The 11,873-nt window shown below is 61.7% G+C and carries 13 protein-coding genes and 1 tRNA gene; 2 read left to right on the top strand and 12 right to left on the bottom strand.

Annotated elements, in window-relative coordinates; translation table 11 throughout:
• The coding region (locus tag VEJ16_12485) for an amidase (GenBank protein ID HYB10480.1) at window positions 1-1,085 on the top strand (1,085 nt) is incomplete at its 5' end.
• A gap of 329 nt (window positions 1,086-1,414) precedes the next feature.
• On the opposite strand, the gene VEJ16_12480 is transcribed toward VEJ16_12485, so the two are convergent.
• The 8 genes from VEJ16_12480 to VEJ16_12445 all read right to left on the bottom strand — a co-directional run bounded on the left by VEJ16_12480 (window position 1,415) and on the right by VEJ16_12445 (window position 5,952).
• Window positions 1,415-1,491, bottom strand: a tRNA-Pro gene (locus tag VEJ16_12480).
• Between the two features lie 80 nt (window positions 1,492-1,571).
• A complete protein-coding gene (locus VEJ16_12475) occupies window positions 1,572-2,039 on the bottom strand; it encodes a MerR family transcriptional regulator (protein ID HYB10479.1) in 468 nt (155 codons plus the stop codon).
• A gap of 2 nt (window positions 2,040-2,041) precedes the next feature.
• Window positions 2,042-2,416: an integration host factor subunit alpha gene (locus VEJ16_12470; protein ID HYB10478.1), complete on the bottom strand. Its 375-nt coding sequence runs from the start codon at window positions 2,414-2,416 to the stop codon at window positions 2,042-2,044.
• Window positions 2,417-2,476: 60 nt separating this feature from the next.
• Entirely contained in the window at window positions 2,477-3,451 is a 975-nt protein-coding gene (locus tag VEJ16_12465) for a beta-ketoacyl-ACP synthase III (protein ID HYB10477.1), read from the bottom strand.
• Window positions 3,451-4,500: a phosphate acyltransferase PlsX gene (plsX, locus tag VEJ16_12460; GenBank protein HYB10476.1), complete on the bottom strand. Its 1,050-nt coding sequence runs from the start codon at window positions 4,498-4,500 to the stop codon at window positions 3,451-3,453. The genes VEJ16_12465 and plsX overlap by 1 nt, the downstream gene beginning before the upstream one ends.
• Window positions 4,501-4,534: 34 nt before the next feature.
• Window positions 4,535-4,717 carry a 50S ribosomal protein L32 gene (rpmF, locus tag VEJ16_12455; GenBank protein ID HYB10475.1) on the bottom strand — a complete coding sequence of 61 codons (183 nt, stop codon included), beginning with the start codon at window positions 4,715-4,717 and terminating at the stop codon, window positions 4,535-4,537.
• 90 nt (window positions 4,718-4,807) lie between these two features.
• On the bottom strand, window positions 4,808-5,299 hold the full coding sequence (locus tag VEJ16_12450) for a YceD family protein (GenBank protein HYB10474.1): 492 nt from the start codon (window positions 5,297-5,299) through the stop codon (window positions 4,808-4,810).
• A gap of 203 nt (window positions 5,300-5,502) precedes the next feature.
• Complete coding sequence (locus VEJ16_12445; GenBank protein HYB10473.1) at window positions 5,503-5,952, bottom strand: ubiquinol-cytochrome C chaperone family protein; 450 nt, start codon at window positions 5,950-5,952, stop codon at window positions 5,503-5,505.
• A gap of 255 nt (window positions 5,953-6,207) precedes the next feature.
• On the opposite strand from VEJ16_12445, the gene bamE reads away from it, so the two are divergent.
• Window positions 6,208-6,690 (top strand): outer membrane protein assembly factor BamE, encoded by a 483-nt coding sequence (gene bamE, locus VEJ16_12440; protein ID HYB10472.1) that lies wholly within the window; start codon window positions 6,208-6,210, stop codon window positions 6,688-6,690.
• Between the two features lie 176 nt (window positions 6,691-6,866).
• Here bamE and VEJ16_12435 read toward each other — a convergent pair whose 3' ends face one another.
• The 4 genes from VEJ16_12435 to thiL form a co-directional block, all read right to left on the bottom strand.
• Window positions 6,867-8,951 (bottom strand): sodium-translocating pyrophosphatase, encoded by a 2,085-nt coding sequence (locus VEJ16_12435; protein HYB10471.1) that lies wholly within the window; start codon window positions 8,949-8,951, stop codon window positions 6,867-6,869.
• A gap of 182 nt (window positions 8,952-9,133) precedes the next feature.
• Window positions 9,134-10,327, bottom strand: a complete 1,194-nt coding sequence (locus VEJ16_12430) for an MFS transporter (protein ID HYB10470.1) — start codon at window positions 10,325-10,327, stop codon at window positions 9,134-9,136.
• Between the two features lie 81 nt (window positions 10,328-10,408).
• Entirely contained in the window at window positions 10,409-10,885 is a 477-nt protein-coding gene (locus tag VEJ16_12425) for a hypothetical protein (GenBank protein HYB10469.1), read from the bottom strand.
• A gap of 91 nt (window positions 10,886-10,976) precedes the next feature.
• The coding region (gene thiL / locus VEJ16_12420; protein HYB10468.1) for a thiamine-phosphate kinase at window positions 10,977-11,873 on the bottom strand (897 nt) is incomplete at its 5' end.

The raw sequence follows: 11,873 nt of genomic DNA, 5'->3' as shown, positions 1-11,873 counted from the left end.
ACACACCCGAATTCTCCATGGCGAGCTCCTCCGAGAATCTCCTTTATGGCAACACCTCAAACCCCTGGAAGCTCGGCTATTCGACTTGCGGCTCGACGGGCGGCGGGGCCGCCGCTGTCGTCGCTGGGATCGTCCCGATGGCGCACGGCTCCGATATCGGCGGATCGATCCGCGGCCCCGCCGCATGGTGCGGAGGCATCGGCTTGAAGCCGTCACGCGGTCGCATCTCCTCGGGCCCTCTCTATGACGAGTGGGGCTACGGCATGGCAATGAACTTCGTGCAGACGAAGTCGATGCGCGATACCGCCGCGATGCTCGACTGCCTCGCGATCCCGCAGCCCGGTGACCCCTTCGTCATCAAGCCCCCGCCGCAGCCCTACACCTCGCATGTGCAAGGCAACGGCCGGCCACTCCGCATTGCCTGGTCCGCAGCGCCGCTGATGGATGCGCCGGTGGATCCCGAGGTCGCGGGAACGGTGAAGAAGACCGCCGAGACGCTCGCCGGGCTCGGCCACATGGTGAGCGAGGCCGCACCGCCGATCGATTTGCGGGCGATGGACGACGCATGTCTCGGCGTCTGGTATTTCGCCTTCGACCGCCGCCTCGAGGGCTACGCGCGCCACACGGGTCGAACGGTTGGCCCGGACACGGTCGAGGCGGCGACGCTACGCTTCTACGAATTCGCCAAGACCATGCCGCATACGCGGTATCTCGACGCCTGGGCTTACATGAACAAGGCACGGCGCGCGATCGGCGCGTTCTTCACGCGCTACGACGTCTGGGTAAGCCCGACCACGGCCCAGGTCGCGCCACCGCATGGCACGTACAACATGAATGTCGACCTGCCCGTTGCGGAGTTCCTCGCCCATGAGGAGCACTCGCAGCAATTCATGGTGCCGTACAACGTCACCGGCCAGCCGGCTATCTCGCTGCCGCTTGGCATGCATTCTACCGGCCTTCCAATAGGCATTCAGCTGGGCGCCCGGCCGGCCGAGGACCACCTCTTGATCGAGCTCGGTGCCGCGCTCGAGGCGGCGATGCCGTGGCGCGATCGGACGTCCCCGGTCCACGCCTCACTTCATTAGCTTCGAGTGGAATTGACCCAGACCCGAGAGACCGATGGCGGCGAATATGAGCTTGCGGATCGAACACAGCCTCTCTCAATCAATCAAGGTCTTGCGCAAGCACATCGATCGGCCGGCGAAGCGCACGTTCGAACGGCGCTGAACAAGGAGTGCGCACGCGTGTCGAAACACCCGACGTCGGATTCGCCCATCGGTCGAAACTCCGGCCGCAGCGGCCGTTGGGCGACAGGGGAGGCAAGTCTTCAAGCGGACCGCCGATTATTGTGACCCCGGCGGTGGCCCCGCTAAACCGGCTATCCAATGAAGTACTGCTAAGTAATTGGATTAATTGGTCGGGCAGACAGGATTTGAACCTGCGACCCCCAGACCCCCAGTCTGGTGCGCTACCAGGCTGCGCCACTGCCCGACCCGTTAGGAATGCGGCAAGAGACGCCGCCGCGCGCAATCTAGTCGCACTTCGCCGCACCATGCAATGCCATAAACGCGTCAACCGAAGCGCTGGCGCACCAGCGCGCGGAGGGACACGAGCTCATCCAGCACGGCCTTGAGCTCCGTGCGGTCGATTGGACGGGACGTATTCCCAACCCGTTTCGCATCCGCTTCCGCTCGGCTCGTTCCACGCTCGGCGCCCGGCGTTTCGCCAGATCCATCGGCCGGAATTTTTCTGGCCCCCGTTTCCCGAAGAAGCTTTTGGGCACCCTTGATAGTGTAGCCCTGACGATAAAGAAGCTCCCGGATCGTGCGCAGCAAGACGACATCCTCGGGCCGATAGTAGCGCCGCCCACCGGCCCGCTTAAGCGGCTTCACTTGTGGAAACTTCGACTCCCAAAACCGTAGCACGTGCTGGGGTACATCGAGCTCGTCTGCCACTTCGCTAATGGTCCGAAATGCCGTAGCGGATTTGCCGCCAGGCCGAACCGCATCATGGTTCGACGCATCGCGCGCGTCGGGCATTTTCAGCTCGCTTGCGCGCCGCTCCCACGCGAGGCCGCATTGATGCGGTTCTTGAGCACGTGCGAAGCGCGGAATACGAGGACACGGCGGGGCAGGATCGGCACCTCCTCGCCCGTCTTCGGGTTGCGGCCAATCCGCTGCCCTTTCTGGCGGACCGAAAAGCTGCCGAAGGAAGAAATCTTGACGGTCTGGCCCTGGGTGAGCGCTCCCGAGATTTCAGCGAGCACCGACTCGACGAGGTCCGCCGACTCATTACGTGACAGACCGACTTCCTGATAAACCGCCTCGCTAAGGTCCGCGCGGGTGACCGTTTTACCCGTCATGACATCCCCTCCTAATGCTGAGCCAACCGTACCTTGGACGGGGAAATCGGTCAATTTGAAAGGGATGGATAAATTATCTCATGTCGAATGGCACCAACGAGACCACTCGCGGCACTACCAGCGAACGAGACCGGCTCCCCAGGCAAGCCCACCGCCGATTGCTTCAACCAAGATGAGCTGGCCCTCCTTGATGCGGCCGTCGGCAACGCCTTCGGCAAGTGCGAGCGGCACCGACGCGGCGGAGGTGTTCGCGTGGCGTTCGACCGTCTTGATCACCCGCTCACTCCCAAGGCGAAGCTTGCGCACCGTGCCGTCGATGATGCGCTCGTTCGCCTGGTGCGGGACCAACCAGTCTATGTCGGCGGGGGAAAGGTCGTTCGCCTTCAACGCCTCCAGAACCACGTCCGAGAGCTTGGCGACGGCATGTCGGAACACCTCTTTTCCCTGCATTCGGACGGTGCCGACGGTCTGCGTCGAGGATGGGCCGCCGTTCACGTAGAGTATGTCGTAGAGACGGCCATCTGTATGTAGATGGGTCGACACCACGCCGCGCTGACGGGCATTTGGCGCGCCTGGAAAGCCGCGCAATACGATCGCACCGGCACCATCGCCGAAGAGCACGCATGTGCCGCGATCATTCCAGTCGAGTAGGCGCGAGAACGTCTCGGCGCCGACCACGAGGGCCGTCTTGGCCTGATTGAGCCGAATCGCATTATCGGCGACGGCAAGGGCAAAAATGAAACCCGCGCACACGGCCTGAACGTCGAAGGCCGCACCCGACTCGCATCCGAGTGCTGCCTGCACGCGCGCGGCCGTCGCCGGGAAAACATCGTCAGGCGTTGTGGTCGCCAGCACAACGAGATCGACCTCGGACGGTGCAACGCCGGCCTTCGCGAGTGCGGCGCGCGCGGCATGTAGCGCGAGATCGGACGTACGCTCACCATCGCCCGCGATGCGACGCTCGCGGATTCCAGTGCGCTCGACGATCCATTCATTTGAAGTGTCGATGCGTTCGGCGAGTTCTTCGTTCGTGACAATGCGCTCGGGCAGGTATGCGCCGCAGCCGAGAACCCTTGAATGGAAAAGCATCAGCTCGCCGCCGCCTGAGGCTTAGTATCAGCCGTCTCGCTCAGCCGGCCGAACTCCTCCTTGATCCGATCGTTGAAGCCCCCGGCGGCGAGGTCGATCGCCACTCCGATCGCGTTCGCGAAGCCGAGAGCGTCAGTTCCGCCGTGGCTCTTCACCGCGATTCCATTGAGCCCGAGGAACATCGCACCGTTGTACCGGCGCGGATCGGTGCGTACCTGCATTTTCCTGAGAGCACTTCTTGCAAGGAAAAATCCGATCTTGGCGATAAAGGAGCTTTTGAACGCCTGCCGAACGAATTCGCGCAGGAGCCTCGCAGTGCCTTCCGCCGTCTTGAGTGCGATGTTGCCAGTGAAGCCGTCGGTCACGATGACGTCCACGGTGCCCGCCGCAATGTCGTCCCCCTCGACAAACCCCTCGAACTTTATGGGTAAGCGCGTGTTTCGTAGAATGGTACTCGCCGTCTTCACGGCGTCCCGGCCCTTGACCGGCTCCTCTCCCACGTTGAGAAGCCCAATCGTCGGCTGTTGTGTGCCCAGCACGGTGCGCGCGAACACCTCGCCCATCACCGCGAACTGGACGAGATTGTTGGCGTCGCACTCCACATTCGCCCCAAGATCGAGCATCACGCTCTCACCGCGCATGGTTGGGAAGAACGCGGCGATCGCCGGCCGGTCGATTCCCGGAAGTGTGCCGAGCGACAACTTCGCCATCGCCATCAGTGCGCCGGTGTTGCCCGCGGAGACCGCGGCCCCCGCCTTTCCGTCGCTCACCGCATTGATCGCCTCCCACATGCTGGATCCGCGGCCTTGACGCAGCGCAAGCGAAGGCTTCATGTCGCTTGGCACGACTTTATCCGTGTGGATCAGCGAGACAATCTTCCTTAGCTTCGGCTTGCGTTTCAGCAACGGCTGAATCTTCATTTCATCGCCGAACAGAAGAAAACGGACATTCGGATGCCGGATGCGAGCCAGTGCCGCCCCCTTGACGACGATACGCGGAGCATTGTCGCCCCCCATCGCGTCAAGCGCTATCGTCAACGGCTCGGTCAATGGGCTCTTCCTCCGGAACTGTCGGGGGCTTCGCTCACGCCGTCTTTACTTCGACCACCTCGCGACCGCGATATTGACCGCATGCCGGGCACACATGGTGCGGGCGCATGCGCTCGCCGCAGTTCGCGCATTCTACGTAAGCGGCCTTGCCCAAGGCGTGATGCGCGCGGCGCATGTCGCGGCGCGATTTGGATGTCTTTTTCTTAGGAACAGCCATGAGATGTCACTCTCGATAAAGACCAGATTTTGGCCGGAAGTGCGCCTAAATATCGGAAATTGGCAGCCGCGGCAAGATGATCCCTCAATGCTAAGGCTTGCGCTTGGGGTGCCGGGCAAGGACGGCAAAGGGACTCTCGGCCCCGCCGGCGGCCGTCTCGTCCTTCAGCGGCCCCAGAACCTCGTCAAGCGTTACACCTGTCCGCCGCGGATAGGGATCGAGGGCCAATGCGAGCTGCTGGGCAGCCGCCTCGCCTATGTCGATCTGATCATCGATGAGCGGTTCGGGCAGATCGTCATTATCTACGTCGTAGTCCTCTTCGACGACATGGCCGTGAGGTCGATCCCGGCGCTCCGGGGCGAAATGCAGCACAAAGTCCTCCCCGATTTCGCTCTCGACCGGATCGAGGGATACAACGCAGCTTTGCACCACCTTGGCGCGAAGGCTTCCCTCCAGCCGAACGACCGGCCCGTGCCCCACGCGGCGGAGCGTCACATCCGCCTCGAGCGCTTCGAGCGAGACCAAGCCGAACCGCCGTGCAAGTGCCGCACGTTCGGCTTCGTTCGCTACGATTCTCTCCATGATCGCATCCTCGTCGAGCCGGCCAACGGCCACCACGCGCGAGAATTCAGTTGTCGGGGAAGAGATTCTATCCACGTTCGCCGCCATCGATCGGGAGCCACTCAGGGTTGGGGCAGCACCTGCGACTTGTCATTATCCTATCATAAAAGCGGACGCACCGGACCGAATCTTGCGCGGCAATTCCCTGGGTTGCTCGCGGCGGATTACTGCGCACTTGAATCGGCACCGAGCGACGGGGCATCCCCAAACTGGATCAGGCCTGCCGAGAAATCCGAAAAAGACTGCTTTGACAACGAATTGGCTTGTCGGCGAAGGTAGCTGCAAAAGGCATCTAGCTGTTCGGGCGAAGCCGCTGCAGTCCCGAATAGATTGCGCGCGAGGGCTGCGCAGAGGGCCGTGTCATCGCTCGTGAGACCCGTTTCGTAGGCGTCGATTCGCCCGTAGAGCGCTTTTGCCATGGTCTTGACGCGCCGTCCAACGCCGAGATCGCCAACACCCATTTCGCGAAGATTGCGGTCCATGTCCGCAAACATTGCGTCGAAGACACGCTGCGCCAAATTCCTTGCGGCTGGACCTTCGTTCCGGAGTCGATTGAGCACCAAAAAGACATGAAGGGCAATCATGTCGAAGCGGCCGTCCAATGTGTCAGGCACGCCTAGATCCAGGTAAAATTCCGGGCGACGAGATTGCATCACGGCTTGATCATAGAGCGCTTCGGCAGCCCTTTGATCGACCCGCCTTTTTTTTAGATACTTCAATGGCATATGCTCAGCGGCCTCGGCTTCTTATTGACAGCCCGCAAGCCGGATGCGATGCTTTGGCCGAATCCAGAACGGCCAGCACTTGGCTTTTTTGGGTTTGCAACTGGCCCAATATAGGGTCGGCGCGTCAAAATGCAGCGAGGGGGCGTGCAAAAAATTCGCCGATCAATCGTGACGGCAGGGGCCGCGGCTCTGGCGTTGGGTGTGGTCGCGTGCTCTCCCTCGCCACAAGTGCAGGGTAACGTCGTCGACCCCGATCTCCTGAGCCAGGTCAAGCCGGGCGCTCTCAACAAGGATCAGGTGCAAACCTTGATCGGAACACCGTCGAGCGTCAGTACGTTTGACCAGAACACTTGGTATTACATCAGCAAGGAAACCGAGCGCTGGGCCTTCTTCGATCCCACGGTCCTCAACCAGCAGGTCATCGTTGTTGAGTTCGACGACAAGAACGTCGTCAAGGCCGTCCACAAATATGGCGAAGAAGACGGCAAAGATGTCGAGATGGTGACCCGGACAACGCCGACACGCGGCAAGTCCCTCGGCGTTCTCGACCAGCTCTGGAGCACCATTCTCCGTCAGTTCACCACCGATACCGGCGTCTCGGCGCGCGATCCTTTCGCACGCAAGTAGGCTTGGGCAACATGCAATGAACCGCGGGTCCCGCCGCGGTGGCATGGCATGCTAGTGTGGTACGCGGACGCGGCCCTACAAAAGCCCTCATCGGAAATCACTCAAAGAAAGGCCGCTCAAGCAAAAGCCCCAGGGCGTCATCGCCCCGGGGCCTTGCAGTTGCCGGTAACTCTTTCTCAGCGTGCGAGGATCGCCAAGAGCAGAATTGCCACGATGTTGATGATCTTGATCATGGGGTTGACCGCCGGTCCGGCTGTGTCCTTGTAAGGATCGCCGACGGTATCGCCGGTCACGGCGGCCTTATGGGCGTCCGAGCCTTTTCCGCCGTGATGGCCGTCTTCGATATACTTCTTGGCATTGTCCCAGGCCCCGCCTCCCGACGTCATCGAGATGGCAACGAAGAGCCCGGTGACGATCGTACCGAGGAGCATGGCGCCGAGTGCCGTGAACGCTGCAGCCCACCCTGCGACCGCCCGAACGACGACCCAAAGGACGATCGGGGCGAGAATCGGTAGGAGGGAGGGAAGGATCATCTCCTTTATTGCGGCCTTGGTCAGCAGGTCGACCGCGACGCCATATTGCGGCTTGGCCGTGCCCTCCATGATGCCTTTGATCTCGCGAAACTGCCGGCGCACTTCGACGACGACCTGGCCGCCCGCTCGTCCGACCGCCTGCATGCCCATCGAGCCAAAGAGATACGGCAACAGACCACCGATGAAGAGGCCGATCACGACATAGGGGTCCTGGAGCACGAAGGCGACCTTGAGATCCGGAAAATAGTGCGTCAGGTCCTGGGTGTAGGCCGCAAAGAGGACAAGGGCGGCGAGGCCGGCTGAACCGATGGCATAGCCCTTCGTCACGGCCTTCGTGGTATTGCCGACGGCGTCGAGCGCGTCGGTCGTCTTGCGGACTTCTTTCGGCAGGTCGGACATTTCAGCGATGCCCCCGGCGTTGTCGGTCACGGGGCCATAGGCGTCGAGGGCGACGATGATGCCTGCAAGCGCCAGCATCGTTGTCGCGGCAATGCCGATGCCGAAAAGACCCGCGAACAGGTTCGCGAGGATAATGCCCACGGCGATCACCAGGACCGGCAGCGCCGTGGCCTCCATCGATATGGCGAGACCCTGGATGATGTTCGTGGCGTGGCCCGTCGTCGAGGCGTTCGCCACGCTCGTCACCGGGCGGTGGCCGGTGCCGGTATAGTATTCCGTGATCCACACGAGGAGACCGGTGACGCCGAGTCCGACGAGCGCGCAATAGAAAAGATCGATCGCCGGAAAGACGGCACTGCCGGCGGTGAGCACCGCGCCAAAACCGAACATGTGGTTTATGATCCCGGCAATGAGCAATGCGGAAATGGCGCCGGTCACAATTAGGCCCTTATAAAGGGCCCCCATGATGCTGCCCGATGCACCCAGCCGGACGAAGAAGGTGCCGATCACCGACGCGACGATGCACGCACCGCCTATCACCAGCGGAAGGTTCATCATCTGCCGCTGAAGATCGCCCGCGAAGAAGATGGCGGCAAGCAGCATTGTCGCAACCGTGGTCACGGCGTAGGTCTCGAAGAGATCGGCCGCCATGCCGGCGCAATCGCCTACATTATCACCCACATTGTCGGCGATCACCGCCGGGTTGCGCGGATCGTCCTCGGGAATGCCAGCCTCGATCTTGCCGACGAGGTCGGCGCCGACATCGGCACCCTTCGTAAAAATGCCGCCGCCGAGGCGCGCGAAGATCGAGATGAGCGAGGCGCCGAAACTCAAGGCGACGAGTGCTTCGAGAATCGGTCGCACATTGTCGCCGGGGAACCACTGGCGAAGCACAGCGTAATATCCGGCGACGCCAAGTAGGCCGAGGCCCACCACGAGGAGTCCGGTCACCGCACCCGACTTGAAAGCGAGCGCAAGTGCCGGCGCAAGCCCTTGGCGTGCGGCCTCGGCGGTGCGGACATTCGCGCGCACCGAGACATTCATGCCGACATAGCCGGCCGCACCCGAGAGGATAGCGCCGATGAAGTAGCCGACCGCCACTTGAATCCCAAGAAGGGCACCGAGGATGATGCCGACGACGACACCGACAATCGCAATCGTCACATACTGGCGATTGAGGTAAGCGCGAGCGCCTTCCTGGATCGCGCCAGCGATCTCTTGCATGCGCGCGTTGCCTGCACTTGCCGCCAGCACAGACCGGCTCGCCCAGACGCCGTAAAGCAATGCCAGAACACCGCAGACGATGACAAATGGTAAAGCGAAGCTCATATCTTTGAACCCTTTATTTTCAAGGCAACGGTTCTTATGGGGCAAGGTAGGAGTGAGCGCCGCCGACCCCCTCGACGGCCCGGAATCGGCGCGGACCATGCCAGAAAGCCGGCCCCGGCGCAACCCGGTTGGCCACCCCTGAGCGCGCGGTCCCGGCGGCTGCGGGGTTCGGCAAAGGGGCGCTAAGCGGCAAGCGGCCGGGGCCGAAGCCGCAGCCAGACAATCGCGATGGCGACGATGACCAGGCCGGGAAGAATCGCCAGATTGACCGCTGTCCAGCCGAAATGACTCTGGATCGCCCCGGAGCTAAACGCCCCGATCGTTACAAGCGCAAAGACCGACGTGTCATTGACCGCCTGGACTTTTGCCCGTTCGGCCGGCTTGTACGCATAGCCGAGAAGCGTGGTTGCGCCAATGAAGAGACAACTCCAGCCCACGCCCAGAAGGAACAGTGCTGGCCAAAAATGCGCGAGCGAGGCGCCCGCCAGATTTATACCAAGGCAAATGAACATCAAAACCACACCGACGGACATGACTCGGAGCACGCCGAATTTTTGAATGAAGTGCCCCATGACGAAAGCCGGGGCGTACATGCCGAGCACATGCCACTGAATTACAAAGGCTGAATCGCCGAAGGAGAGGCCGCATGCAACCATCGCTAAAGGTGTGGATGTCATCACGACGTTCATCGCAAAGTAGCCGATCGTGCCGCCGAGGAGTGCTACGATGAACGCCGGCTGGCGCGCGATTTCCGCAAGGGGCCTCCCGCTGTCGCGGCGTTCCGCGGCGTTGAGTGCCGGCACTTCGACAAAACGCAGAACAACGAACGACAGAACGCCAATGACGGCGACGACGATGAAGCTGCCCGCGAACGTCACGGGGGCAAGCAGGTCCCGCGCCCAGATCGCAAGTTTCGGGCCGCAGAGCGCCGCGACCGTACCGCCTGCCATCACGTAGGAAATTGCCTTGCTTCGCATCTCCTCGCTTGCCACTTCGCCGGCGGTGAAGCGGTAATACATCGCGAAGGCATTGAAACTACCGAGCAGGACCCCGGCCAGGCAGTAGAGGGGGAAGCTGCGAATCGAAAGCGAATAAGCCGCGAGCAAGCCAGCACCCATCAGGACCAGAGTCGCGATCGTAAATCCGTTTCGTCGTCCGATTCGACGCATCAGCAGCGAGGCGGGCGTCGTTGACGCCATCATGGAAAGAAATTGAAGCGCGAATGGCAGGGTGACGAGGGTCTTGTCCTCGGCAATGGTTTGTGCCGCCAACGCGGTCGTCGTCACGACGAGGGAGGTGACGGTGTTCGCGAGGGCCTGAAGTAAAAAGAGAAGATGGACGTTCTTGTCGAATCTAAGGAAATGGAAGCGGCTCATCGGCCGCACCATAACTCGAAGTACGGGGTCCGCTCAAGCAAACGGGGCTGCAAGTCAGACCCGCTTGAGACGCAAGTGCGATTATACGCCGCGCTCTAACTCATTCAAAATGAGGACGTCTCGTACAACGCCGGCGCCGACGATCTTTTGGCTGACCGCGAGGAGCCGCTTCTTCAGAAGCGGCAGATCCGCGGTCCGGTCGTCATAAATGCCCGTACCGAACACGCGCTGAAGGTCGCCGATAAATCCATCGCGAAGACGAGGCATCAGGTCCTCGACTTTTGAGCGTTTGTCCGGCCCTTCGAGCTCAACGGTGATCATGAGCGTGACAAGCTTGCGAACGTCGTTATGTCGAATGACCGAGACGAGAATCGGGGCTAGCGAGACGTAGCGCATATCGCCGCGCAGAGCGGCCTGCGCATCGGAGGGGTCGTTGCCGACGAGGTCGTTCGGGTCGTGCGAAGTTGCCGACGGCGGTGTCTGGGCGTCCACCGGCCACGCAACCGGCCAGTTGCTCAGCGCTACGAGCAAACCTATGACGAAAGGGTATTTGGGCAACGGTTATGCCTCCGCTCGACCGACCGGACACGATTTTCCCGCTTCTAAGGTAAAGAACGGGTAAAAAGGGGGCTACGGCCAGGGGTTTCCGCTAGAAATGGCGATAGCTCGTTTGGGCGAATGTCAATTCCCGGCCCTCGCGGTCGACCACGCACGCGGTCTTGCCCTCGCCCATCGTACCGATACGCGTGATCGGCACGCCGAGTTCATGGCCGAGGGCCACGAGCGATGCTTCTCGGCTTGGTTCAGCGGTGAAGAGAATTTCGTAGTCGTCCCCGCCGGTCAGAACACACTCCATGAGGCCTGCATCCATCCAAGTGACGGCTTGCCCGGCCGGCGAAAGCGGTATGCGCGCACTTTCGATCAAAGCGCCAAGGCGCGATGCATCACAAATATGCTGAAGATCGCCCACAAGGCCGTCGGAGATGTCCATTGCGGCGTGGGCGATGGCACGAAGGCGGGCTCCAAGCGCTAAACGCGGCTGCGGCAGCCGGTAACGGCCGGCGAGATATGCCTTGTCCGTGGATGAAAGATCCGCAATCTCGGCCCGGATCGCCTTGAGGCCGAGTGCTCCGTCGCCGATCGTGCCGGAGACGAATATGGCGTCGCCTGTCTTGGCGGCGGAGCGAAGAAGACGTTGACCTTTGGGGATGGCGCCGATTGCGGTCAGGGAGAGCGACAAGGGACCGGGAGTCCGGTCGGTGTCGCCGCCCGCGAGGACGAAATCGAACTCGTCCTGATCTTGTTTCAATCCTTCTGCGAAACGCTCCAGCCATGCGAGATCGATGCTGTCCGGAAGCATCAGTGCGAGTGTGTAAGCGATGGGGCGCGCACCCTTGGCCGCGAGGTCGGACAGATTGACGCGCAGGAGCTTCCGCGCAATGAGATCGGCGGGATCGTCCGGCAGAAAATGGACCGAGGCGATGAGCGCGTCGGTCTTGATGACGAGCTCCTCGCCCGGCGCGAGGAGTCCGTCGGCAACACGCAA

This window comes from Alphaproteobacteria bacterium (assembly GCA_035625915.1).
GTDB lineage: Bacteria > Pseudomonadota > Alphaproteobacteria > JACZXZ01 > JACZXZ01 > DATDHA01.
Note: the sequence above shows the minus strand (reverse complement) of the source record. Positions and strands in the feature narration are given on the sequence as shown.

Coding starts and splice junctions, on each gene's coding strand:
- VEJ16_12475 (HYB10479.1), bottom strand. CDS start 2,039: ATGCCCGACGCGCGCGATGCGTCGAACCATGATGCGGTTCGGCCTGGC.
- VEJ16_12465 (HYB10477.1), bottom strand. CDS start 3,451: ATGCTTTTCCATTCAAGGGTTCTCGGCTGCGGCGCATACCTGCCCGAG.
- rpmF (HYB10475.1), bottom strand. CDS start 4,717: ATGGCTGTTCCTAAGAAAAAGACATCCAAATCGCGCCGCGACATGCGC.
- VEJ16_12450 (HYB10474.1), bottom strand. CDS start 5,299: ATGGAGAGAATCGTAGCGAACGAAGCCGAACGTGCGGCACTTGCACGG.
- VEJ16_12435 (HYB10471.1), bottom strand. CDS start 8,951: ATGAGCTTCGCTTTACCATTTGTCATCGTCTGCGGTGTTCTGGCATTG.
- VEJ16_12430 (HYB10470.1), bottom strand. CDS start 10,327: ATGAGCCGCTTCCATTTCCTTAGATTCGACAAGAACGTCCATCTTCTC.